General features: G+C 64.2%; 27 protein-coding genes and 1 tRNA gene. 11 read left to right on the forward strand and 17 right to left on the reverse strand.

Annotated features, from left to right (window positions below):
- Positions 1-49: 49 nt before the first annotated feature.
- Together rplT and rpmI are read right to left on the reverse strand one after the other, a co-directional pair.
- A complete protein-coding gene (gene rplT / locus IH615_RS01290; RefSeq protein ID WP_236894770.1) occupies positions 50-451 on the reverse strand; it encodes a 50S ribosomal protein L20 in 402 nt (133 codons plus the stop codon).
- Positions 452-471: 20 nt separating this feature from the next.
- Positions 472-672: a 50S ribosomal protein L35 gene (rpmI, locus tag IH615_RS01295; RefSeq protein ID WP_035099236.1), complete on the reverse strand. Its 201-nt coding sequence runs from the start codon at positions 670-672 to the stop codon at positions 472-474.
- A 314-nt stretch (positions 673-986) separates the two neighbouring features.
- On the opposite strand from rpmI, the gene IH615_RS01300 reads away from it, so the two are divergent.
- Complete coding sequence (locus IH615_RS01300) at positions 987-1,295, forward strand: hypothetical protein (RefSeq protein ID WP_291359181.1); 309 nt, start codon at positions 987-989, stop codon at positions 1,293-1,295.
- Here the strand turns inward: IH615_RS01300 and IH615_RS01305 are convergent.
- Positions 1,292-2,179 (reverse strand): glycosyltransferase family A protein, encoded by an 888-nt coding sequence (locus IH615_RS01305; protein ID WP_291359183.1) that lies wholly within the window; start codon positions 2,177-2,179, stop codon positions 1,292-1,294. The two genes, IH615_RS01300 and IH615_RS01305, sit on opposite strands and share 4 nt — an antisense overlap.
- Before the next feature lie 123 nt (positions 2,180-2,302).
- Here IH615_RS01305 and IH615_RS01310 point away from each other — a divergent pair, with 123 nt between their 5' ends.
- Both IH615_RS01310 and IH615_RS01315 read left to right on the forward strand, forming a co-directional pair.
- Positions 2,303-2,722 (forward strand): Hsp20 family protein, encoded by a 420-nt coding sequence (locus IH615_RS01310; RefSeq protein WP_291359184.1) that lies wholly within the window; start codon positions 2,303-2,305, stop codon positions 2,720-2,722.
- 15 nt (positions 2,723-2,737) lie between these two features.
- Positions 2,738-3,025 (forward strand): DUF1150 family protein, encoded by a 288-nt coding sequence (locus IH615_RS01315; protein WP_291359185.1) that lies wholly within the window; start codon positions 2,738-2,740, stop codon positions 3,023-3,025.
- Between the two features lie 153 nt (positions 3,026-3,178).
- On the opposite strand, the gene IH615_RS01320 is transcribed toward IH615_RS01315, so the two are convergent.
- The 8 genes from IH615_RS01320 to lnt form a co-directional block, all read right to left on the reverse strand.
- A complete protein-coding gene (locus tag IH615_RS01320; protein WP_291359187.1) occupies positions 3,179-3,646 on the reverse strand; it encodes a PTS sugar transporter subunit IIA in 468 nt (155 codons plus the stop codon).
- A 48-nt stretch (positions 3,647-3,694) separates the two neighbouring features.
- Entirely contained in the window at positions 3,695-4,270 is a 576-nt protein-coding gene (locus tag IH615_RS01325; protein WP_291359188.1) for an HPF/RaiA family ribosome-associated protein, read from the reverse strand.
- A gap of 403 nt (positions 4,271-4,673) precedes the next feature.
- The gene (rpoN, locus tag IH615_RS01330) at positions 4,674-6,182 is read right to left on the reverse strand and encodes an RNA polymerase factor sigma-54 (protein ID WP_291359189.1); all 1,509 of its coding nucleotides are present in this window, start codon (positions 6,180-6,182) and stop codon (positions 4,674-4,676) included.
- A gap of 242 nt (positions 6,183-6,424) precedes the next feature.
- Positions 6,425-7,183 carry an LPS export ABC transporter ATP-binding protein gene (gene lptB / locus IH615_RS01335; RefSeq protein ID WP_291359191.1) on the reverse strand — a complete coding sequence of 253 codons (759 nt, stop codon included), beginning with the start codon at positions 7,181-7,183 and terminating at the stop codon, positions 6,425-6,427.
- On the reverse strand, positions 7,180-7,635 hold the full coding sequence (locus IH615_RS01340; RefSeq protein WP_291359192.1) for an LptA/OstA family protein: 456 nt from the start codon (positions 7,633-7,635) through the stop codon (positions 7,180-7,182). The genes lptB and IH615_RS01340 overlap by 4 nt, the downstream gene beginning before the upstream one ends.
- Entirely contained in the window at positions 7,632-8,285 is a 654-nt protein-coding gene (locus tag IH615_RS01345; RefSeq protein ID WP_291359193.1) for a hypothetical protein, read from the reverse strand. The genes IH615_RS01340 and IH615_RS01345 overlap by 4 nt, the downstream gene beginning before the upstream one ends.
- Before the next feature lie 13 nt (positions 8,286-8,298).
- Positions 8,299-8,913 (reverse strand): ribonuclease D, encoded by a 615-nt coding sequence (locus IH615_RS01350; RefSeq protein ID WP_291359194.1) that lies wholly within the window; start codon positions 8,911-8,913, stop codon positions 8,299-8,301.
- Positions 8,914-8,976: 63 nt separating this feature from the next.
- Complete coding sequence (gene lnt / locus IH615_RS01355; protein ID WP_291359196.1) at positions 8,977-10,587, reverse strand: apolipoprotein N-acyltransferase; 1,611 nt, start codon at positions 10,585-10,587, stop codon at positions 8,977-8,979.
- Positions 10,588-10,747: 160 nt separating this feature from the next.
- On the opposite strand from lnt, the gene tsaB reads away from it, so the two are divergent.
- From tsaB to IH615_RS01375, 4 genes are all read left to right on the forward strand, one after another.
- A complete protein-coding gene (gene tsaB / locus IH615_RS01360) occupies positions 10,748-11,350 on the forward strand; it encodes a tRNA (adenosine(37)-N6)-threonylcarbamoyltransferase complex dimerization subunit type 1 TsaB (RefSeq protein WP_291359197.1) in 603 nt (200 codons plus the stop codon).
- Positions 11,347-11,826, forward strand: a complete 480-nt coding sequence (rimI, locus tag IH615_RS01365) for a ribosomal protein S18-alanine N-acetyltransferase (protein ID WP_291359198.1) — start codon at positions 11,347-11,349, stop codon at positions 11,824-11,826. Before tsaB ends, rimI begins: the two co-directional genes overlap by 4 nt.
- Before the next feature lie 88 nt (positions 11,827-11,914).
- Complete coding sequence (locus tag IH615_RS01370; protein ID WP_291359306.1) at positions 11,915-12,304, forward strand: Fur family transcriptional regulator; 390 nt, start codon at positions 11,915-11,917, stop codon at positions 12,302-12,304.
- The gene (locus IH615_RS01375) at positions 12,301-13,104 is read left to right on the forward strand and encodes a lysophospholipid acyltransferase family protein (protein ID WP_291359200.1); all 804 of its coding nucleotides are present in this window, start codon (positions 12,301-12,303) and stop codon (positions 13,102-13,104) included. The genes IH615_RS01370 and IH615_RS01375 overlap by 4 nt, the downstream gene beginning before the upstream one ends.
- A gap of 24 nt (positions 13,105-13,128) precedes the next feature.
- On the opposite strand, the gene IH615_RS01380 is transcribed toward IH615_RS01375, so the two are convergent.
- Both IH615_RS01380 and pncB read right to left on the reverse strand, forming a co-directional pair.
- Entirely contained in the window at positions 13,129-13,383 is a 255-nt protein-coding gene (locus IH615_RS01380; RefSeq protein WP_291359202.1) for a hypothetical protein, read from the reverse strand.
- 127 nt (positions 13,384-13,510) lie between these two features.
- A complete protein-coding gene (gene pncB, locus IH615_RS01385) occupies positions 13,511-14,818 on the reverse strand; it encodes a nicotinate phosphoribosyltransferase (protein ID WP_291359203.1) in 1,308 nt (435 codons plus the stop codon).
- A 156-nt stretch (positions 14,819-14,974) separates the two neighbouring features.
- Between pncB and IH615_RS01390 the strand changes: the two genes are divergently transcribed.
- Positions 14,975-15,739, forward strand: a complete 765-nt coding sequence (locus tag IH615_RS01390) for an SDR family oxidoreductase (RefSeq protein WP_291359204.1) — start codon at positions 14,975-14,977, stop codon at positions 15,737-15,739.
- 6 nt (positions 15,740-15,745) lie between these two features.
- Here the strand turns inward: IH615_RS01390 and IH615_RS01395 are convergent, their stop codons facing one another.
- Together IH615_RS01395 and IH615_RS01400 are read right to left on the reverse strand one after the other, a co-directional pair.
- Entirely contained in the window at positions 15,746-16,891 is a 1,146-nt protein-coding gene (locus IH615_RS01395; protein WP_291359206.1) for a crosslink repair DNA glycosylase YcaQ family protein, read from the reverse strand.
- Between the two features lie 78 nt (positions 16,892-16,969).
- Positions 16,970-17,509 carry a hypothetical protein gene (locus IH615_RS01400; protein ID WP_291359207.1) on the reverse strand — a complete coding sequence of 180 codons (540 nt, stop codon included), beginning with the start codon at positions 17,507-17,509 and terminating at the stop codon, positions 16,970-16,972.
- A 1-nt stretch (position 17,510) separates the two neighbouring features.
- Between IH615_RS01400 and IH615_RS01405 the strand changes: the two genes are divergently transcribed.
- Entirely contained in the window at positions 17,511-18,257 is a 747-nt protein-coding gene (locus tag IH615_RS01405; protein WP_291359209.1) for a hypothetical protein, read from the forward strand.
- A 50-nt stretch (positions 18,258-18,307) separates the two neighbouring features.
- Here IH615_RS01405 and IH615_RS01410 read toward each other — a convergent pair.
- A tRNA-Ala gene (locus tag IH615_RS01410) sits at positions 18,308-18,383 on the reverse strand.
- Between the two features lie 141 nt (positions 18,384-18,524).
- Positions 18,525-18,926, reverse strand: coding sequence for a TIGR02300 family protein (locus IH615_RS01415; RefSeq protein WP_291359210.1), 402 nt, complete (start codon positions 18,924-18,926; stop codon positions 18,525-18,527).
- Positions 18,927-19,090: 164 nt separating this feature from the next.
- Here IH615_RS01415 and IH615_RS01420 point away from each other — a divergent pair, with 164 nt between their 5' ends.
- Both IH615_RS01420 and IH615_RS01425 read left to right on the forward strand, forming a co-directional pair.
- Positions 19,091-20,458: a 3-phosphoshikimate 1-carboxyvinyltransferase gene (locus IH615_RS01420; protein WP_291359211.1), complete on the forward strand. Its 1,368-nt coding sequence runs from the start codon at positions 19,091-19,093 to the stop codon at positions 20,456-20,458.
- Positions 20,455-21,093 carry a (d)CMP kinase gene (locus tag IH615_RS01425; protein ID WP_291359213.1) on the forward strand — a complete coding sequence of 213 codons (639 nt, stop codon included), beginning with the start codon at positions 20,455-20,457 and terminating at the stop codon, positions 21,091-21,093. The genes IH615_RS01420 and IH615_RS01425 overlap by 4 nt, the downstream gene beginning before the upstream one ends.
- The last annotated feature ends 129 nt before the right edge of the window (positions 21,094-21,222 follow it).

A 21,222-nucleotide genomic window follows, 5' to 3' on the forward strand; every position in this document is an offset into this window, starting at 1 on the left:
TCTCAGGCGGCGCAAGGCGCTAATTTGACCTCAGCCAGGCTGGGGAGAGTTAGGCGGTGACGCGCTCGTGGGTCGTCTTGTCGACGCTTTCGAGATACGCGAGAGCGGCCTTGGCCTTGGCGACCAGCACGCCGAACGCTTCGGGCTGGGTGATCGCGAGATCGCTCAGCACCTTGCGGTCAACGGCAACCTCAGCCTTGCTGAGGCCGTCGATAAATCGACCATAGGTCAGTCCGTAATCACGCACGGCAGCGTTGATACGCTGGATCCAGAGTGCGCGGAAATTGCGCTTCTTGACGCGACGATCGCGGTAAGCGTACTGGCCGGCCTTTTCGACGGCCTGCTTGGCGATACGGATCGTCGACTTGCGGCGGCCATAATAGCCCTCCGCAGCCTTCAAGACCTTCTTGTGACGGGCGTGGTTGGTAACGCCTCTTTTAACGCGTGACATGTGTCAGCTTCCTTTCAGCGTTAGCGGTTGTACGGCATGTACCACTTGACCAGACCCTCGTCGCCCTTGGACAGGATCTTGGTGCCGCGGTTGGTGCGGATGTACTTGGCGTTGTGGTTGATCAGGCGGTGGCGCTTGCCGGCGACGCCTGCCTTGACACGACCGGTCGCTGTGAAGCTGAAGCGCTTTTTGGCGCCAGACTTCGTCTTCATCTTGGGCATTTTGCGGGTCCTTATAAGAGATTGGATGGATTTGGGCCCATCGCATTCAAGAACCGCCACGGCATGCCTTTTGGCCGGGCGGTCCGGAGAAGTGGGCTCTATAGGGGGAAAGCGGCGCAGAGGCAAGCCCCGTGGAAGCGCCGGCAGGTCATGATCGCTGATGCTGGCAAGGCCGGAATTGCCTGCCGATCCAGCCCAATCACGGCTGGGTGTTCGAGCTTTTGAGCCAATCAGTGAAACCTTTTTTGCGCAAAACCGTATTTCCTACCGAGCTCAAGACGATACAGAGCCAGCGTTAACCCAAGGAATTCATTATGAAATTCGTAAAGATCATTGCTGTCGCCGCTACTCTTGTTGCCGGCGTTTCGGCTGCCAATGCCAGCACACTCAACGGCAACCTGACCAGCTTCGGCGACATCTCCTCGGCGCAGGGCGCCAGCGTGTTGACGGTGAACGAAACCGAAGCCCAGTTGCTGGCCTATGACAATGACGTCAATTCCATCCGTGCCCGCATCCAGGGCAATCGCTGGCTCGTCGAGGCCATCCAGCGCCAGGGCTTCAGCGTCGACCAGATCGTTGGCGCCAGCGGTGGCGAGAACGACCTGACGCTCTTCGCGCTCTAGGCATCGTTCGTGCCTGTACCAGGCGGCCGGCCCAGATGGGTCGGCCGCTTTTCGTTGAGCATGGATTCGATATGGTCTTCGAACAGCAGGCCAGGTCGTGCCGCCAGTGCTGCTTGATAGAGCGCTTCGGCCCGCAGCGAGATGCGCAGGAACTCGGCGATGCCATCGACCTGCTGTGCGGGTAATCCGTAGTGACCGGTTGCGAGGCGGCGCAGGATCTCGGTCTTTGACGCGATCATGCCCGCGGCGACGTTCTTGCCGTTGCTCATTGAGCTGGAGCGCTTGACGTAATCATGCAGCGGCGTGCCCAGATGCATGGAGGTCGGCGCGGTGCGGTAGAGCTGCAGCAGGAATTCGAGATCGGTCATGTTGCTCATGGTGGGATCGTAGCGCCCGTCGGCGCGGCGCCGATCCCAGACGATCATGGAATCCATGGAGAGGCTGACCCATTTGTGCGTGCCGGCCGACAAGACAAGGTCAGGGCCATCGCCGACATTGCGGAGGTGACGGAAGTCGTCGGTCATCACATCGAGGGCGGTCGAGACGATGGCGTGTTCAGCCAGGGCGGCGACAGCCAGCTCAAGCTTGCGGGGCTTCAGCCGGTCATCGGCATCAAGGATAGCGGCACAGGGCCCGGTGATCTGCTCAAGCGCCACATTGCGGGCAATGGAGGCGCCGCGGCCGCTGCCGCCGCTGGAAAGGAAGCGGAAGCGGGGATCGCTGATACCGGCCGCAGCGAGGTAGGCCTGGTAATCGAAACCGTCATCGGCGACGAGCCAGAGCTGCCAATCGGGATAGGTCTGGGCCAGCAGGCTCTGCACCGTGTTGACGATGGTCGCCTGCGCCTTCCAGGCGGGCGTGATGACAGCAACGGTCTGATCCATGAAGTGGTTCCCCGGGCACTCTTGAATGGAACGATGGCTTGTCCCATATCTTCGGCAAGCGCGTGATGCCAAGGTTTGACGGGTCCGCGCCGATACGTTGCTTGATACTCAAGGACGGCGTGAATGTCGCGTATTTCAGTGTTTTCGGCTCCCTTTCTCCTCGGCTTCGACAGCTTCGAGGAGCGTGTCGATCGGCTGGCCAAGTCCGCTGACGGCTACCCGCCCTACAATATCGAGCGCACCATCGATGCCGAAGGAACCGAGCGGTTCCTGGTCTCCATCGCCGTTGCCGGCTTTGGCGCCAGCGAACTCGAGGTGCTGGCCGAGGACAACCAGATCGTGGTCCGCGGCAAGCAGAAGGATGAGCCGGGACGCGAGTTCCTGCATCGCGGCATCGCCGCGCGGCAGTTTCAGCGTTCGTTCATATTGGCTGATGGCATGATAGTGCGGGATGCAACTTTAGGGCATGGTATGCTCGTTGTTGCTGTAGAGCGTCCCCGGACGCCCAAGATCGCCCGACGTATCGAGATTCGCTCACTATGAGGAAAGGGCCGACAAATGTTTGAAAAACGCAATGACGAGGCCGCAGCCGAGGCGCTGATCCATCCCCTCAAGTCGCTGACGCGGGCGCAGTTCGCTGCCCTGGGTGGCGATGCGGTGGCCTATGTCCGTCCAGTGCGCGGCGCTGTTCTCTCGATGATGATCCACGATGCCGAATTCGATGCCACCACCGAATACCAACTGGTGATGAGCGCCGACGGCACGCCGTTGCTGGTGACCGACACCGAGGATGCCGTGGCCGAGTGGCTGGGCGACAAGAATCTGGGGCTGGCGACGCTGCATTAGCGTGGGTCCAATACCGAACGTCATCACCCGGCTTTTCCGGGTGGTCCATTAGGCCCAAGCAAGATGGATTGCCCGGACAAGCCGGGCAATGACTATGGCAATACGAAAGGCCCGCGCCTGGAGGCGCGGGCCTCGTTGTTTGCCCGATGCCAGTCAGGCGGCGTAGTGGGTGGCGACCGGGGCGGTGAAGATGGCGTGCAGTTGCGCCGGGTCGGTGGCCGCCCGCAGGTCCTCGACCACCGTCTCGGTACGCAGCAGGCGGGCAACGCGCGACAGGGCCTTGAGGTGATCGGCGCCGGCGCCCGTGGGCGCCAGCAGCATCACCACGATATCGACCGGCTGGTCATCGACCGAATCGAAGTCGATCGGCTGATCCAGCCGCGCGACCAGCGCGGTGACATCGTTGAGGCCGGCGATCTTGCCATGCGGGATGGCGATGCCATTGCCCAACCCGGTCGAGCCCAGCGCTTCACGGTTGGTGATCGCCTCGCGGATTTCCGCCGCATCGTGCCCGGTGATCTCGGCTGCCCGCTCGGCAAGGTCTTCAAATAGCTGGCGTTTTGTTTTTACGCCAGTGCAACAAAGCACCGCGCGCTTAGCCAGGATATCGGCCAATTCCATTAAGTCTGCCCTAGGATAAACTCAGCTGATGTTTGGCGCGGGAGCCGCTCAATTGGTCCCGAGGGCCGGGTCAATCCAGCCTATATTGCCATCGGAGCGGCGATAGACCACATTCAGCCCACCATGTCCAGCGTGGCGGAACATCACAACCTGGCTACCGGTCAGGTCCAGTTCCATCACCGCTTCCTCAACGCTCAACTGGCGCAGATTCTTGGTGGTTTCGGCAATCACGGGCGGCGCGTAATCGTCATCGAGCTCTTCCAGATCATCGGAGGCGCCGAAAACGGTGTACTGGGCGGTCAAGTCATCGGCGCTGCCATTGGCGCCGCGCGGGCGCTGCTTGAGCCGGCGATTGTAGCGGCGCAGGCGCTTTTCGATATTGAGCGCCATGACTTCATAGGCACTGGTGGCGTCGCCGCCCTGGGCACTGGCCTGCAGGGTGGCGCCGGAATCCAGGTGAACCACGCAATCGGCCCGGAAGCCGATGCCATCGGGGGTGAGGGTGAGATGTCCGTCATAGCCGCCGTCGAAATATTTGCCGACCACGGCCGCGAAATGATCCTCCGCCTTGCCACGCAGGGCGTCGCCAACATCCATGTTCTTTCCCGAAACGCGTAAAGTCATGGCTTCCTCTTCCTTCTGTCGTTTGTGTGACGCGAGGATCTCGAAAGCCGGTTCCCGGTTTCGGGATCACGTCTGCTGCCTACCCTTTGCATGTGGGTAGCCAACAGGGGCGATGCTAGACCCGCCCACGCCGGTGACGCAATGCGCAAGACCCTTATCGGGTTCGTTTATGCCTTGGACATCGCCACACAATGGCCTTAGCCTTCGCGGGCGGTTAAGGCGGGCATGGTGATTTGCGGTGGGTAGCGCCCGTGAATGACCCCCGCCACATACTCGATCGTCACCCCCGGGCTTGACCCGAGGGTGTTGCGCTTGCGGATCGTGCTGCAAGTGAAGAGCCCTCGGGTAAGGCCCGAGGGGTGACGGCCGGTGGGTAGACGGACCCACGGTGGGCTGTAGCCCGTCAGACCTTTTCCAGATTCTTCTTCTGCCGCCGCCGGATGACCGAGGAGGGGATGTTCATGCCCTCGCGGTATTTGGCGACGGTGCGGCGGGCGACGTCGATGCCCTGCTCTTTCTTGAGCATGTCGGCGATGGTGTCGTCGGAGAGGATATCGCTGAGCGCCTCGGCGTCGATGAGCTGGCGGATGCGGTGGCGCACCGCCTCGGCGGAGTGATCGCCGCCGCCATCACTCGACGCGATGGCGGTGGTGAAGAAATACTTCATTTCGTAGAGGCCGCGCGGCGTCGCCATATATTTGTTGGAGGTGACGCGGCTGACGGTAGATTCGTGCATGTCGATGGTCTCGGCCACCATCTTGAGCGTCATGGGCTTGAGATGGGCGATGCCGTGGGTGAGGAAACCATCCTGCTGGCGCACGATTTCAGCAGCCACCTTGAGAATGGTCTGCGCCCGCTGGTCGAGGCTCTTGGTGAGCCAGTTGGCGGTGGCCAGGCAATCGGAGAGGAAGGCCTTCTCGGCCGGATTGCGGGTCTTTTTGGTGACCGTGGCATAGTAGACGCGGTTGACCAGCACGCGTGGCAGGGTCTCGGTATTGAGTTCGATCTGCCAGGCGCCATCAGGACCGCGGCGGACGAAGACATCGGGCACCACCGATTCGACCGGACCGCTGTCGAAAGCCAGACCCGGCTTGGGATCGAGCTGGCGGATTTCGGCCAGCATATCGACCAGGTCCTCGCGGTCGCAGCCCACGGCCTTCATCAGGCCGGCCATGTTGTGCTCGGCCAGCATGCCGATATTGTCGAGCAGAGCCAGCATCATCGGATCGAGGCGATCACGGTCCCGCAGCTGGATGGCGAGGCATTCGGGCACCGAACGGGCAAAGACGCCGACCGGGTCGCAGCCCTGCAGCGCCTCGAGCACAGCATCGATATCGGCGCGCTCCGCCCCCAGCTGTTCGGCCAGGGCATCGAGATCCGTGGTCAGATAGCCGGCTTCGTTGAGGCCATCGATCAGGTGTCGGGCGATCAGGCGATCCGCTGGTGTGCGCAGGATCATGTTGGACTGGTTTTCGAGGTGCTCGCTCAACAGCGGGCGGCTGGCGACGAACTGATCGATGTCGGGCGCTTCGCCGGCTTCGCTCGAGCCGTTGCGGTCGAGCCGGCTTTGCGGATTGAGCTGGTCCTGCGCCGTCTGGTCGGGAAAGACATTCTCGACTGCGGTGTCGTAGCCGGCGGCAATGGAATCGGCGTCCTGGATGCGATCGCCGCGATCGACCGTGTCCTCATAGGCATTGATTTCGGTGGAGCGCTCGGGGATTTCCGCCGGCTCTGTCTCGCCCGGCTCGCCGCCATCCTCGCGCTCGAGCAGCGGATTGCGCAGCAGTTCGGCATCGACGAAATCGTTGAGTTCGAGATGGCTCAGCTGCAGCAGCCGGATCGACTGCATCAGTTGCGGCGTCAGTGTCAGGCTTTGCGCCTGACGAAATTCCAGACGCGGCGAAAGTGACATTAAATCGTTATCCCTGGCGCGGATACATTGCCGTTTCCGGCGGCTTCCCGGCGGGACCATGACTCAATTTGAGGCACAGGGCAAGTTCTGTGCCAAGTGGTGGCGCGGCACTAACGTGGACGCAGAACGCCTAACCACTCACGGCGTCATTCCCGCGCAGGCGGGAATCTACCCCTGGGTTTCGCGCTCGGGGAGGCATGGATTCCCGCCTGCGCGGGAATGACGCCGTTGGCAAGGCGGCGCTAGAGCTCAAAACCCTCGCCCAGATAGACCCGGCGCGCGTCGGGGTCGGCGCTGATGGTTTCGGGGCGGCCCTGGATCATCACCTTGCCGCCATGGATGACATAGGCGCGATCGACCAAGCCCAGGGTTTCGCGCACTGCATGGTCGGTGATCAGCACGCCGATGCCGCGGCGGGTGAGCTGGCGCACCAGGCCCTTGACCTCGTTGACCGCGATAGGATCGACGCCGGCAAAGGGTTCGTCGAGCAGCATGAAGACCGGATCGGCGGCCAGCGCCCGGGCGATCTCGACGCGGCGGCGTTCGCCGCCCGACAGAGCCAGCGCATTGGCCTTGGCCAGGTGCCGGATGGAGAATTCATCGAGCAGCGCTTCGAGCCGGGCGTGGCGCTCGTCCCTGTTTTTGACGTGGTTTTCGAGCACGGCGAGAATATTGCCGCGCACGCTGAGGCCACGGAAGATGGACGGCTCCTGCGGCAGGTAGCCGATGCCGAGCTGGCCGCGCTGGAACAAGGGCAGGCGGGTGACCTCGCGGCCATCGAGGCTGATGGAGCCGGCATCGGGCTTCACCAGGCCCATGATCATGGTGAAAACCGTGGTCTTGCCGGCGCCGTTCGGGCCGAGCAGGCCAACGGCCTCGCCGCGGCGCACGGCGATGGAAACATCGCGCACCACGACGCGCTTGCCGAAGCTCTTGGCCAGGCTATGGGCGACGAGCCACCCGGTCTGGTCGATGCGCGGCTTGCCCTGGGCGTCGGTCATTGCGAGGTGAACACGCCGGTGACGCGCCCGCCGCTGCCGGAGCTGGTGAAGGTGGAGACGTTGGTGGCCAGGTTCACCACCAGCTCGCCGGCCTTGATGGTGCCGCCGGCATTGATGACCTGGACATTGCCGGTCAGGCGCAGCAGCTGGTCACCCGGGGTGAACACGGCCTGATCGCCGGTGGCATCCTGCTCGTCAGTCTCAAGGCGCACCGAGCCGGAGGCGACAAAGCTCTCGATATCGCTTGGTCCGGCGTCGCCATAAATGGCGATGACCTTGTTGGCCCAGACCTTGACCGTGGGGTGGATGACCACGACGTTGCCGGTGAACACAGCCTCCTGGCTCTTCTCGTCAACGGTGAAAAGGTCGGAGGTTATCTGTACCTGCTGCTGGGCGAAGGCGGGCTGCGCCAGCACGAGCAAAGCGGCAGCCAGCATGAAGCGCATGATCATGGTGTGGACATCGCGGGTTGTTTGGCTCCGGGCGTATCGGGCAAAGTGACGGTGGCACGCGTGAATGTCCAGACCAGCGCGGCGGCATCATAGGTGAAGCCCTCGGCCTCTAGCTGGGTGCCATCGGCATAGTCGATGTCGACGGGGCCGTTGCCGGTGAGACGCTGCGCCGCGTAATCGAACACGGTATTGCGCAGAACGCCCGACGTGCCCACGGAGTTGCTGACCCTTGCCACGCCAGCGATTTCCACGATCTGACCCGTGGTATCAAGTATGGCGGCGGGCGTTTCGACCAGGATGGTCACGCCATCTGATTTGGCCATGGTCAGGGCCGCGTCGCTGAGACCGATGCGATCGGTGGCATCGACCGCAGCCCGGGCCGCGGTGGCCGAGACGCGATAGGCGGTGCCATCGTCGAGCACGCCGGAATATTCGGGGGTCTCGACGGTGACGCTATCGGGTGAGACCACGATCTGGCTGATGCCGAAGCGAGCCGTCTGGCTCGACGTGTAGATCTGCAGCAGCAGCGCCGACAGCGCCACGGCCCCGAGCACGGGTACGCCGACCCGCAGGATCGCCACGATGCGGTTGCGCGCTTGGAGGCGGCGGTAGATCGCCAGACGCTGCGCTGCATCGGCATGCAGGTTCATGGGCTCGCGGCCTTCAGGTATGGGCGAAGATGTCGGTTTCCTGCCAGCCGAGCAGATCGAGCTCGCAGCGGGTCTTGAGGAAATCGAAACATTGCTGCGCCAGGTCCATGCGGCCCTCGCGCTTGAGCATGCGATCGAGATGGCGCTTGAGATCATGCAGGTAGAGCACGTCGGAGGCGGCATAATCCAGTTGGGCATCGCTGAGCTTGTCGGCGCCCCAGTCCGAGCTCTGCTGCTGCTTACTGAGGTCGACATTGAGCAGTTCACGCACCAGGTCCTTGAGGCCATGCCGATCGGTATAGGTGCGGACGAGCCGGGAGGCGATCTTGGTGCAATAGACCGGGCCGGTGACCACGCCGAAGCGTTGCTTGAGGGCGGCCACGTCGAACCGGGCATAGTGAAAAATCTTGGTGACACCAGGATCGGCGAGCAGTTTCACCAGATTGGGCGCTTCGGTGGCGCCCTGGGGGATCTGCACGACATCGGCGCTGCCATCGCCAGGTGAAAGCTGGATGACGCAGAGCCGGTCCCGGTGCGGATCAAGGCCCATGGTCTCGGTATCAACAGCCACTTCGCGGCCGTAGCGGCTGAGATCCGGCAGGTCGCCGCGGTGCAGTCGGATGGTCATGGGTCACTCGCAATTGGATTTGTTCCGTGATGACACAGCAACGGGGCGATGGGAAGGCGAAGGCTAGAGCGGTCTGCGGCGGCCACGGGCGGCGAACAGCGAAATGAGCAGGCCCGCGAGGAGCGCAACGAGCAGCGGCCAGTGACGGAGGCGGGAAAAGACCGTGCCGGATAGTCGCTCATGCGGACGAACGTCGAGGGCGGCCATCTGCCGGGGTGCAATCTCTGCCGTGATGCGGCCCAGCGGATCGGTGGCGAAGGTGAGGCCGGAATTGGCGGAACGCACCAGGCTCATGCCCTCCTCGACGGCGCGAATACGCGCGTGATGGGCATGCTGGGCCGGGCCGATGGAGCCATCGAACCAGGCATCGTTGGTGATGTTGAAGAGAAACTGCGCGCCTGCTGTATCGCCCAGGTCGCCCGAGAACAGGATTTCGTAGCAGATGAGGGCAAGGAAGGGCGGGGTTGCCGGCAGGCTCATCAGGCGCCGGCGCGCATCGCCATGGGCCCAGCCTTCGGCGCCAGGAACGAATTGCTTGATGCCCAGGCTGGCGAAGAACGGACCGTAGGGCAGGAATTCGCCGAACGGCACCAGATGGGACTTGTCATAGCTGGCGATGACCTCGCCGCTGGTGTCGATGGCCAGCACCGAGTTGAAGGGCGGGCCGGAAGCCTGGGTGGCACCGGGCTCGTATTGCTGGCGCGGCGCGCCGGTCAGCAAGGTGGTCGTATCGGGCAGCAGCCGGGCGATGCGGGCCAGGGCCTCGGGATAGGTGGCGAGGAAGAAGGGCAAGCTCGATTCGGGCCAGACCAGATGGGTGATATCGGCAAGGCCCTGATCGGTCGGGTCCATGCGCATGTCTGATAGCATCAGCAGGCGATCGATGAGGGCAACGGGGTCGACATTGCCGAAATCGCTGTGCTCGTAAACCAGCGGCTGCACCAGACGCAGGGCGATATCCGTGCGCTCGGTGGACGTGGTGCCGGTCAGGCGATTATAGCCATAGGCCAGCTGCCCGGCGATGACGAGCAGCGCCAGGAACAAGGGCAGCAGCCGGCGGCTGAGGCTTCTGGTATCGGCGGGCCAGATCAATGCCGGGGTCATGGCCAGCAGCGCCGCGACGAGCGTGAGGCCATAGATGCCGATCACGGAGGTGATCTGCATCATCTCGTCGGTGGGGGTCAGCGCATAGCCGAGCAGGTCGAAGGGGAAGCCGGTCAGCACATGGCCACGGGCCCATTCGGCCATGGTCAGGAAGGTGGCGAGCGTGATGATGCGCCAGGCTCCGTTGCTCCAGAGCAGGTGGGCCAGGGCGCTGGCCACGCCCCAGAAGCAGGCAATCAGCGCCGCCAGCGCCAGGATGGCAAAGGGCATGAGGACCAGCATGAGGCCGCCGTCGACGAAGAAGGCGGCGCCCAGCCAGTGGAAGGCGACGGTGAAATAGCCCCAGCCGAAGGCAAAGCCGATGGTGAAGGCGGGGCCGAGCAGGCGCCGCCAGCCGCGCGCCTGCTCGGCGCCATCCAGGCACCAGACCCAGACGGGAAAGGCGACGAACACAGCCGGGACGACAAAGAGCGGGGGGACGGAGAGGCCCGCTATGGCCCCTGCCAGCACCAGCAGCAGGAAGCGCCGCCAGCCATGGCTCAGCATGGCGGTCTCGGCCAGCCAGGTCATCGTGGGGCTTTGGGCGAATCAGGGCGCATGCCGCAAGGTCGCTGTCGGGGCTGGGGGCGTCAAGGCGCTGGACCGGTTGTGATCCCTCACACCCACCCGCGTGGTCTTGGATGCTTCCGGGCCACTCGACTTCCGCAGACCGCGGCGCTAGAGCCATGACATGACTATTACCCTTGCCATCGACACTGCCGCGCCGCGCCTGCAACTGGGGTTGTTGCTGGGCGACGGGCGGACCGATGTCTCGGTGGACGATATCGCTACCGGCCATGCCGAGCTGATCTTCGGGCGGATTGCCGAGCTGCTGGAGCGCAACGGGCTCGGTTATGCCGACCTACAGCGGGTGGTGACGACGACGGGGCCGGGCTCGTTTACCGGGTTGCGGATCGGGCTCAGCGCCGCGCGCGGCATCGGGCTGGCGCGCGGGATACCGGTTGTGGGGGTGTCGAGCCTGGTGGCCTTGTCGCTGAGCGCGACCGGGCCGGCGACGGTGCTGCTGGATGCGCGGCGGGGCGAGGCCTATTTCCAGACCTTTGTCGGGCCGGGGCAGCCGACAATGGACGGCGACCTGTTGCCGATGGCGATCGCGCAGGCGGCCATCGTGCCTGGGACGGCGCTGATATCCTCGCCCTTTGTCGACATCGCGGCCCTTGCCCGTCACGGCGCGACCCTCGATCCCACGGGCCATCCGCCGGAGCCGAACTATATCCGCGATGCCGATGCCAAGCCGCAGACGGCGGCGCGGATCGAAAGGACTGGGGCATGATCAAGCTGTGGATGGCCCCGGCGGGGCTCCATATCGAGCCGGGCAAGCTGGCGGACGCCAAGGAATTGGCGCGCATTCATGCCTTGGGCTTCTACCGTGGCTGGCCCTCGGGCGAGTTCGAGAGCTTTCTGAGCGACCCCAATACGCCGGTCTATGTGGCCTGCGATGCGCGGCGCCGCATTGCCGGCTTCGCGCTGATCCGGGTGGTCGAGGACGAGGCGGAATTGCTGACCATTGCGGTGGACCCCAAATGGCGCGGCAAACGCATCGGGCAGGCGCTGCTCAAGGCAGTGTTCGACGATCTGCTGACCACCCCGGCGCGGCGCATGTTCCTTGAAGTGAGCGAAGAGAATGTGCCGGCCATCAAGCTCTATCAACGTGAGGGCTTTGCCACCATTTCCAGCCGCAAGGGCTATTACCCCAAAGCCGATGGGTCGCAGGCCACCGCGCTTGTCATGGCGCGCGATCTTGGGTAACCCGGTCGGGTATGGACCGGCTGGGAGCCCAAGCGTGAGCAGAAGCCAGACAGACCCGACGCTGGAGGAGGCGTGTGTCTCCAAGGGCATGCGCATGACCGACCAACGGCGCGTGATCGCGCGGGTGATCGAGGCTGCTTCTGACCATCCTGACGTGGAGGAGCTCTATCGCCGCGCCTCCACGATCGATGATCGCATCTCGCTGTCGACCGTCTATCGCACCGTCAACCTCTTCGAGGAGGCGGGCCTGGTGACCAAGCACGATTTCAAGGATGGCCGCGCCCGGTTCGAGCTGATCCCGGACGAGCATCACGACCACCTGATCGACATCCGCAGCGGTGACGTCATCGAGTTCCGCAACGAGGAAATCGAGGCGATCCAGGACGTCATTGCCAAGCGACTGGGTTATCGGCTGGTCGATCACCGGCTCGAACTCTATGCCGTTCCCATCGAAGGCGCCGACCGCCAAAAGAAATGATCTTCCGCGTCCTGTTCTTCATCTTCGTGTTCATCCCGGTGATGATCCTGATCATTCCGGCGCAGGCGCTGATCAATGCGCTCAAGCTGCCGTTCTGGAACGTGCTGCCGCGCCTGTTCCACCGGGTCGGCTGCATCTTCCTGGGGCTCCGGGTCACCGTGATCGGTGAGCCGGCGACCGGGCGGCCGACACTGCTGGTGTCCAACCACATTTCCTGGACCGACATCATCGCGGTGGGCTCGGTCGCCGACGTGACCTTTGTCGCCAAGCGCGAAGTGGCAGACTGGTTCTTCGTGGGCATGATGGCCCGGCTGCAGAAGACCATTTTCGTCGATCGCACGCGCCGCAGCGATGCGGGTCGCACCGCCTCGGAAATGGGTGCGCATATGGCTGGCGGCAATGCGGTGCTGCTGTTTGCCGAGGGGCAATCGGATATTGGCACCCATGTACTGCCGTTCCGCTCGGCGCTGGTGGGCGCGGCACAGCACGCCATGATCGAGGCCGGGGCCAGCGAAGTCATGATCCAGCCGCTGACCATCGCCTATACGAGGCTGCAGGGACTGCCGGTCGGTCGCACGGAGCGGTCGCTGATCGCCTGGATCAAATCCAAATCGGTAGGCCAGAACATTCGCGAGATCCTTGGCGGGCCGACCAAGGAGGCCACGGTGGCGTTTGGCCGGCCGCGGCCGCTGCGCGAAACCGATAACCGCAAGCTGGTGACCAAGGCGGCCGAGGACGATGTCCGCGCCGCGCTGGTGGCGCTCAATCGTGGCCAGAAGCTGCCGGTTGCCGCGGCCTGAGCGGGAACGGGCTGCAGCGGACAACTATGTCGATGCAGACGGGTCCAGGTTGGCCTTGAGCCGGGCGATGATGTCGGCAGCCTTGAGCATCAGGGCCATGTCGATATCGGCGTCGCTGGTGCCATCCGGGATGTCGGCCCAGACCGGGATGGCCAGTTCGTGCGTCTGTTCCTGTGTGCCGATCGTCTCCTGGAGCACGGCCCGGACGTGCCCGGTCATGCGTCCGGCAAGGCGCGGATGCGCCTGCTTGTCGCGCACGGTGATATCAATAAGCTGCAATTCCATATGGCCCCTGATGGAGCCCCCGCCGAAAAGCTAGTGCGGCATGGTTCCCAAGGCGTTAACGACGGCGCGGTGTGCGAGGTTCTCCACAAATGCTAATGCGGAGAACAAATGATGGGTTCCGTCAGACCTTGACCGGATGGGTCACGCGGCCGGCATCGCCAAAAATACTGACATAGCGCGCGATTTCCTCCGGCGTACCGGTAGCCTTGGCTGGATTGTCTGACAGTTTGACCGCCGGGCGGCCATTGGCTTCGCTGACCTTGGCGACGATGGAAATGGGCGAAAGGCCCGGATTGGGCTCGGGCGCGCAGCCCTCGAAATCATTGGTGAGGTTGGTGCCCCAGCCAAAGGCCATGCGCACCTTGCCGTCGAAATGGAGATACGCCTCCTCGATCATGTCGACGTCGAGACCGTCCGAGAAAATCAGCAGCTTTTCGCGCGGGTCACGGCCGCGCTCTTTCCACCAGGCGATGATGCGTTCGCCGCCTTCGATGGCCGGCGCGCTGTCGGGGCGGAAGCCGGTCCAGTCGGCCACCCAGTCGGGGGCATTGCGCAGGAAGCTGTCGGTGCCGAAGGCATCGGGGAGGACGATCTTGAGATTGCCACCATAATAGCTCTCCCAATCGGTCAGCACCTGATAGGGCGCGGCCCTCAGAGCCTCGTCGGTCCGGGCCAGGGCCGCCAGTACCATGGGCAATTCATGGGCATTGGTGCCCAGGGCCTCGAGGTCGTTGTCCATGGCCAGCTTGACATTGGAGGTGCCGGTAAAGGCCTCGCCAATGCCTTCCTTGAGCGCCTCGACGCACCAGCGCTGCCAGAGGAAAGAGTGGCGGCGGCGGGTACCAAAATCGGAAATCCTGAGGTCGGGGAGCTTCTGCAGGCGCTCGACCTTTTCCCACATCTTGGCCTTGGCGCGGGCATAGAGCACGTCGAGGGTGAAAGGGCCGTAATGCTTCATCGCGGCGCGCGAGCGCAGCTCGTTGATGATGGCAAGGGCGGGAATTTCCCACATCGAGGTTTGCAGCCAGGGGCCGGGAAATTCCAGCTCGAACTGGCCATCGCGCCGCTCCAGCCGATATTCGGGCAGGCGGAAGTCTTCCAGCCATTTGAGGAACGCCGGCTCGAAAATCTGCTTGCTGCCATAGAAGCTGTTACCGGCCAGCCAGATCATCTCCTTCTTGGTGAAGCGCAGCGTGCGGACATGATCGAGCTGGGCCCGCAATTCCTCGATATCGATCTCGTCGGCGAGCCTGACCGACTTGGTCCGATTGATCAGCGAGAAGGTGGCCGTGACCTTGGGATAGAGCCCCCAGATCATCTGCAGCATCAGCAGCTTGTAGAAGTCCGTATCGAGCAGGCTCCGCACGATGGGATCGAGCTTCCAGGTGTGGTCATACACCCGCCGGGCAATGTCGGTATAAGTCGCCATGGGTGTCTCCGCTTCGCGGCAAGGCTTTTAGCGCGGGGCCGGCGCGATGGAAAGGCGGCGATGGCCCAAGCCGTTCGGCGACCCTCGCGCATGGCCCTTTTGGGTCGAGCCGGTCCGCATTAGTCTGTGCGTACCAGAGCGAACTGCGAGGGCGCCATGAGCCATCCCGATTTCCGCCTTTCCGGCAAGGTTGCCGTGGTCACCGGCGCCAGCATGGGCATCGGTTATGGCCTGGCCAAGGCGGTGGCGGCCGCCGGTGCGCGGGTGGCGGTCGCCTCGCGCGACCAGGTGCGGCTCGGCCAGCTGGTCAGCGAAATCGAGGCCGAGGGCGGGCAGGCAGCGGCCTTTGCACTCGATGTGCGCGATGTGAACTCGATCGGCGAGACCTTTGCGGCGATAAGGACGCATTACGGCTCGGTCGATATCCTGGTCAACAATGCCGGGCTGGGCGACAATCATCCGGCCGAGGCGGTGACTGAGGCCGACTGGGACAGCATGATGGCCGTCAACCTCAAGGGCAGCTTCTTTGTGGCGCAGGCGGCCGGGCGGATCATGCTCGAACAGGGTGCGGGCCGCATCGTCAATATCAGCTCGCAGGCCGGCAGCGTTGGTATCCGCGACCATGCCGTCTATTGCGCCACCAAGGGCGGGGTCGACCAATACACCCGCGTGCTGGCGCTGGAATGGGGCCATCGCGGCGTCACCGCCAATGCCGTGGCGCCGACTTTCATATATACGCCGGGCACGGCCGAGCGGCTCGATCAGCCGGCCTATCTCAAAAGCGTGCTGGATCGCCTGCCGATCGGTCGCGTGGGCACGATTGCCGACGTAGCGGGGGCGGTGATCTATCTCGCCTCGCCGGCCGGCGGCATGGTCAATGGCGCGGTGCTGATGGTGGATGGCGGCTGGACGGCGCAATAGCAGCCGTCAGTCGCCCAATTGGAAGGCCTCGAAGCGCCCCAGGGCTTGGTCTATGGCCGCCCTGCCCTCGGCGCCGACATCCTCGAGCCAGGTCTCCTGCTGGATCAGCAGCTTTTTCGCCGTTCGGTCGGTCTTGAGATCGAAGGCGGCGACAATGCGGTCGCCTATCAGGATCGGCAGAGCGAAATAGCCCAGCTGGCGTTTGGCTGCCGGCACATAGGCTTCGAAGATGTGGTCGTAGCCGAACAGGAGCTTGAGCCGCTTGCGCTGGATGATCAGTGGATCGAAGGGCGAGAGGATGTGAACCAGCGTCGGCGGCTCGCTCGCCGCGCTTTCGAGTGTCGCAGCTTCGGCCCAGTGCGCGACTTTTTCGGCGCCTTCGATGGTGACCGGCACCAGCAGCTTGCGGCGGACCCGGCTATCGATCAGTTCCTTGACCGCCTTCTTGCTCGGCGCATCGAGATGACAGATCGAATCAAGGCTCACCACGCCCTGGCTGCGCAGGGCGCGATCAAGCTTGTAGGCAGTGACCTGGCGCTCGGTGGCGGCTCTGGGCTGGCCGGTCCAGCCGAAATGGCGCGCCATCAGGTCGTAGGTCTTGAGCATGCCCTGGCGCGTGCCGACGGCCACCAGCCCCTGGTAGAACATGATCTCGAGTACCCGCTTGCTCGGCTTGCGGCTGGCCCACAGATGGGTCTTGTCGACCAGGTCATCATCGTCGATGTCGCGGATGGAGAGCGGACCTTCCTTGCGCAGGCGCTGCAGCATCTTTTTGACTTCGTCCGGCGTCACCGAGCCGAACCAGCGATTGGGCTCTTCCCGATGGCGTTTCATCGTCGGCACGAAATAGGGCAGGTCGGCGACCGGCACATAGCTCAGCGCGTGCGTCCAGTATTCGAAGATCGATTTGTCTGATGACTGGTTCTGCGCCAGGTCGCTGCGTCGATAGCCGGGAATGCGCGACCACAGGATGTGGTGGTGGCAGCGCTCGACGACGTTGATGGTGTCGATCTGCACATAGCCCAGGTGGCTGATGGCCGACAGCGTCGCGGCCGGGCCGGCGCCGAACGGCGCTGCCGTATCGAGGCGTTGCGCCGCTATCCACAGGTGGCGGGCGCGATTCTGACTGAGGGTGAGCGGGGCTTTGGGCACGGGACTTCCGAATCTCTGACAAGACCAGAAGACCTCTGCCCTATCGCAGCGTCAATTGATGGCAGCAGCCCGCGCGGTTCAGGCCGTGCCCTCGATGCGGATGACAGGCGAGATGGAGACGATCCTCGCCTGTGCCTCGGTCATCCGGGCCAGTGCGGCCGGTTTCACCGCCGCTGCCGGGTCGGCGGCGGCTTCGGAGAACAGCCAATCGAAGTCGAACGCCACTGGCGGAACTGGCGCGGAACCATCAATCGGCGCCGGCTTGTCGGGGTTGTGGGATGAGCGGGAATGCAGCATCGAGACGTCGCTCCAGAATTCCCCGGGACCGGTTGCCGAGCTGATGCGCAGCATGAAGCCGGGATCGTCCAGCGGCGTCAGGGCGCCGCCGGCCATCGGTCGGCGTGTGCCGTCGGCTCCCATCACCACGACGCTCGCCCTTTTGGCGCTGATCTCGATCTCGGCGCCGACGGCTTTGTCGAGCGGGGTAAGGCCGAGGTCGAGCTGGGCCTGCTGCCTGACGCCGTCGGCGTCGAGCTGCCAGTAGTCGAGCGCGAGACCAAGGCCGGTAAAGCGGGCGAGATAGTCCGTCGAGCCCACGAAGCGCAGATGGAGCCGCACTGTGTTGCCCCATGCGGGCATGGCCGGTCTGGGTGACGTCTTCACGGCACAGCCGTCGGCGACGCAGACCGCAACCTTCGTGGCGCTCGTGGTCGGCATTCTCTCGGCGCTGCTCGGGGTCCGCGTGATGGATTCGTTCATTGCCTTTGCCAGCGACGGCTGGCTGGCGGCCACGCTGTGGAACGGCGTCGATGTCCTGATCTCGGGCGCCCTGCTGGCGGGCGGCGCCGTGTTCATGCACGAAATCGTCGAGACCCTGGTCGGTGGCGTCCGCTCGATCAACAAGCGCGTGTCGCCCGCCGGCAAGGGCAATGCCGGCGGACCGGTGACGTCGGGCGCGTCGCTGGCATCGGTGACGACACCGCTGCCGGCCAGCAGCTACACGATCTCGGTAGACCGAAACGGCCCGGACAGTGGGCGGCTCAAATTCACCAGCGGCAGCGTATCGGTGGACACGACCTGCTGGTGGGACCCGGAGGTCAGGATTGGCGCCGCCAACTATGCCGGTTGCTCAAAGACCCGCATGGACAGCAAGACCGACACGGTGACCGGCGAAAAGCGCCCGGCCATCTACCTGCCGCAGGCCGTGGTGCCCGGCACCGGAAACCGGACAATCTTCATCCACGAGGGTCGCGATGCCACCTGGTCGGATGGCTGCATCGTCATCGACCGCGCCGAAATGCTCAAGCTCTGGACAGCCATTGCGCCGATGGACGGGCGGAACGTCACCGTCAATGTGACGGCGTAGCGGCGCGGCGATGGGCGCCTGCCACAAGAAAACCGATTTGGCCGGTGAAATGGTGGAGCCAAGCGGGATCGAACCGCTGACCTCTTGCATGCCATGCAAGCGCTCTCCCAGCTGAGCTATGGCCCCATTCCATTGGGTCTAGGGAAGGGCTAACCCGTCCGAAGCGAGGCGGAACCTATTGGATGATCCCTGCCCGCGCAAGTGCCTAAATGACACTTTTTTGTTCAACCGGCTGACAGGGTCAGCCGGCCAAAATCTTGTTTCAAATCAACGATCTTCGTCGCCGCCAACGTCGAATCCGAGTTCGTCGTCTTCGTCTTCGTCCTCTTCGAGGAAGACGTCCGCGTCGTCGTCGCCGAGCTCTTCATCGACCTCGACATCGTCGGTCTCGGGGATTTCCTCGTCGCCGGCTTCCTCGGCATCAGCGTCTTCGAGCGAAACGATCTCGGGCGCCGCGACGTCCTCGACTTCTTCTTCGATCTCCTCTTCGTCCTCGTCCACCTTGGCGCGGGCAGCGACAGCCGCCTTGCCGGTCAGGACGGCTTCGAAATAGGAGCGCGGATAGCTCTTGCCGGTATAGGGGGAGACGATCGGGTCGAGGTTGAGGTCGTAGAACTTCTTGCCCGTTTCGGGATCGGTGCGTTTTGTGCCGCGTTCGGAACTGGCCATCGATGTTCCTCGTCGTAAGGTTTTGCAGGGCGCCAGGCCCCGGTTTGGTCAGTCCGGTTATGGGCAAACCCGGCCCCTGTCAAACCGAAAATGTGGAGAGCGGGTTCCCGGCTGCCGGGGGTGGTGGCCTTGCCGCGCCAGGCCGTGCTAAAGCCGGCTCGCCCATGACCGAGATCGCCCCCCCGATTCCAGCCACCAGCGCGCCGCTTGCCAGTCACGGCGCCAGCCCGTTGACGGGGCGATTCACCACGCCGGGCGACACGGCCATTTCCCATCGGGCGCTGATCCTGGCGGCACTGGCCGTCGGGCACAGCAGCATCGAGGGCCTGAGCGAGACCGGGGACGTACTGGCGACCGCGGCGGCTTTGCGCCAGCTCGGGATCCGCATCGAGCAGCGCGACGGGGCCTGGCATGTGCATGGGCTGGGCGTGGGTGGACTGCTGGAGCCACAAGGGCCGCTGGAACTGGGGCAAGCGGGCGCCGGCGCGCCGCTGCTGATAGGGCTTGTGGCGCCCTATCCCTTCGCAACGCGCTTCACCGGCACATCTGCGTCGATAGGCCATTGGCTGCCGGCGCTGCGCGAGGCGCTGGCACGGATCGGCGCCACGGTGAGCGCGGCGCCGGATGGTGGCCTGCCGCTGACGCTCAAGGGCCCGCGCCTGCCCTTGCCGCTGACTCATGTGATGGCCGCGCCGTCCGAGGCGATCAAGTCGGCGCTGCTGCTGGCTGGCACCCAGATCGAAGGAACCACCACGATCGTCGAACCGATGGCGACGGGCGACCACACCGAGAAGCTGCTGGGAGATTTTGGCGGCGCCGTCAGCGTGGTGAGCGATGATGCGGGCGGGGCGACGATCGGTGTCACCGGCCTCACCGAATTGCAGCCGCGGCGCGTCGTCGTGCCTGGCGATCCGTCCGCGGCGGCCTATGGACTGGTGGCGGCGCTGATCGTGCCGGGCTCCGACCTGGTGATCGAAAACGTGCTGGTCAATCCCCTCCGCACCGGTCTCATCGATACGCTGCTCGAAATGGGCGGCGATATCCAGTTTCTCAACCAGCGCGAAGCCGGCGGCGAACATGTCGCGGACCTCAGGGTGCGCTCGTCGCGGCTCAAGGGTATTCGGGTCGGCGCCGCCCATGCCGCAGCCATGCTGGACGATATCCCCATCCTCGCCGTTGCGGCAGCCTATGCCCAGGGTGAGACCGTGATCGAAGGCCTGGGCGCATTGCGCGGGCAGAGCCCCGACCGGCTGGCCGCGACCGCCGCCGGGCTCGCTGCCAGCAGGGTGACCGTGGCCGAGGGCGAGGACAACCTCACCATTGGTGGTGTCGGCAAGGTCGAGGGTGGCGGGACAGTGCTGAGCCAGGGTGACGGCAGCATTGCCATGAGCTTCCTGGTGCTGGGCCTGGCCAGCCACAAGCGTGTTACGCTGGATGATACCAGCGCCATTGAAACGAGCTTTCCGGGCTTTGTGGCCGCCCTGACCGCAGCGGGCGCGCGGTTCGAACCGGTGAAAGGACAAAAGGGATGATCATCGCCGTCGATGGACCTGCCGCTTCGGGCAAGGGGACGCTGGCCTCGGGCCTGGCCCGGCATTATGGCCTGCCCTATCTCGATACCGGATTGCTCTACCGGGCGGTCGGCCGGGCGGTGGAGGCGTGGGAGAACTCGCCCGAGTTCGAGCAGCGCGCCATCGCCGCGGCGCAGACATTGGATGAGACCGATATCGAGCCCGAATATCTGCTGTCCGCCAAGATCGGGACGCTCGCCTCCAAGGTGGCCGTCATCGCCGGGGTGCGGCAGGCGCTGTATGATTATCAGCGCGAATTCGCTACCCAGGAGGGCGGCGCAGTGCTTGACGGCCGCGACATCGGCACCAAGATCGCCCCGGAGGCCGATGTCAAACTCTTCATCCAGGCCGACAGCAAGGCGCGCATGGAGCGGCGGGCCCGCCAGTTCGAGGCGCGCGGCCAGGTGGTTGACCGCTACGCGCTCTATCACCAGATAGAAGAGCGGGATGCGCGCGACATGCTCAATCCCCATGGCGGCTTCTACAAAGCTGATGACGCGCACTTGCTCGACACCACGCTTCTCGATATAGAAGCCGCACTCCGCGCAGCCATCGCGATCGTCGATGGGACCATGGCGTCCAAGGCAGGGTCGTAAGACCTTAATCCAACCTTGGGTGTTTCGGCCCCGGCCATCACCAAGCGAGGCGAGCGGGCCCTACCGCAAATCAACGTTCGATCGGGCGCTCGCGCGCCGGCATTCCTTTTGGAATGGCGGGCTTTCGGT

Origin of the sequence: Devosia sp. (genome assembly GCF_014860165.1) — a bacterium.
GTDB lineage: Bacteria > Pseudomonadota > Alphaproteobacteria > Rhizobiales > Devosiaceae > Devosia.

Excerpts from the sequence above, each read along its gene's own strand:
- IH615_RS01415 (WP_291359210.1), bottom strand. The coding sequence starts at position 18,926 with ATGGCCAGTTCCGAACGCGGCACAAAACGCACCGATCCCGAAACGGGC.
- IH615_RS01375 (WP_291359200.1), top strand. The coding sequence starts at position 12,301 with ATGATCTTCCGCGTCCTGTTCTTCATCTTCGTGTTCATCCCGGTGATG.
- IH615_RS01305 (WP_291359183.1), bottom strand. The coding sequence starts at position 2,179 with ATGGATCAGACCGTTGCTGTCATCACGCCCGCCTGGAAGGCGCAGGCG.
- rplT (WP_236894770.1), bottom strand. The coding sequence starts at position 451 with ATGTCACGCGTTAAAAGAGGCGTTACCAACCACGCCCGTCACAAGAAG.
- lnt (WP_291359196.1), bottom strand. The coding sequence starts at position 10,587 with ATGACCTGGCTGGCCGAGACCGCCATGCTGAGCCATGGCTGGCGGCGC.
- IH615_RS01425 (WP_291359213.1), top strand. The coding sequence starts at position 20,455 with ATGATCATCGCCGTCGATGGACCTGCCGCTTCGGGCAAGGGGACGCTG.
- IH615_RS01320 (WP_291359187.1), bottom strand. The coding sequence starts at position 3,646 with ATGGAATTGGCCGATATCCTGGCTAAGCGCGCGGTGCTTTGTTGCACT.
- rimI (WP_291359198.1), top strand. The coding sequence starts at position 11,347 with ATGATCAAGCTGTGGATGGCCCCGGCGGGGCTCCATATCGAGCCGGGC.
- IH615_RS01340 (WP_291359192.1), bottom strand. The coding sequence starts at position 7,635 with ATGATCATGCGCTTCATGCTGGCTGCCGCTTTGCTCGTGCTGGCGCAG.
- IH615_RS01325 (WP_291359188.1), bottom strand. The coding sequence starts at position 4,270 with ATGACTTTACGCGTTTCGGGAAAGAACATGGATGTTGGCGACGCCCTG.
- IH615_RS01300 (WP_291359181.1), top strand. The coding sequence starts at position 987 with ATGAAATTCGTAAAGATCATTGCTGTCGCCGCTACTCTTGTTGCCGGC.
- lptB (WP_291359191.1), bottom strand. The coding sequence starts at position 7,183 with ATGACCGACGCCCAGGGCAAGCCGCGCATCGACCAGACCGGGTGGCTC.
- pncB (WP_291359203.1), bottom strand. The coding sequence starts at position 14,818 with ATGGCGACTTATACCGACATTGCCCGGCGGGTGTATGACCACACCTGG.
- IH615_RS01350 (WP_291359194.1), bottom strand. The coding sequence starts at position 8,913 with ATGACCATCCGACTGCACCGCGGCGACCTGCCGGATCTCAGCCGCTAC.
- IH615_RS01370 (WP_291359306.1), top strand. The coding sequence starts at position 11,915 with ATGCGCATGACCGACCAACGGCGCGTGATCGCGCGGGTGATCGAGGCT.
- IH615_RS01315 (WP_291359185.1), top strand. The coding sequence starts at position 2,738 with ATGTTTGAAAAACGCAATGACGAGGCCGCAGCCGAGGCGCTGATCCAT.
- IH615_RS01390 (WP_291359204.1), top strand. The coding sequence starts at position 14,975 with ATGAGCCATCCCGATTTCCGCCTTTCCGGCAAGGTTGCCGTGGTCACC.
- IH615_RS01345 (WP_291359193.1), bottom strand. The coding sequence starts at position 8,285 with ATGAACCTGCATGCCGATGCAGCGCAGCGTCTGGCGATCTACCGCCGC.
- tsaB (WP_291359197.1), top strand. The coding sequence starts at position 10,748 with ATGACTATTACCCTTGCCATCGACACTGCCGCGCCGCGCCTGCAACTG.
- rpmI (WP_035099236.1), bottom strand. The coding sequence starts at position 672 with ATGCCCAAGATGAAGACGAAGTCTGGCGCCAAAAAGCGCTTCAGCTTC.
- IH615_RS01420 (WP_291359211.1), top strand. The coding sequence starts at position 19,091 with ATGACCGAGATCGCCCCCCCGATTCCAGCCACCAGCGCGCCGCTTGCC.
- rpoN (WP_291359189.1), bottom strand. The coding sequence starts at position 6,182 with ATGTCACTTTCGCCGCGTCTGGAATTTCGTCAGGCGCAAAGCCTGACA.
- IH615_RS01310 (WP_291359184.1), top strand. The coding sequence starts at position 2,303 with ATGTCGCGTATTTCAGTGTTTTCGGCTCCCTTTCTCCTCGGCTTCGAC.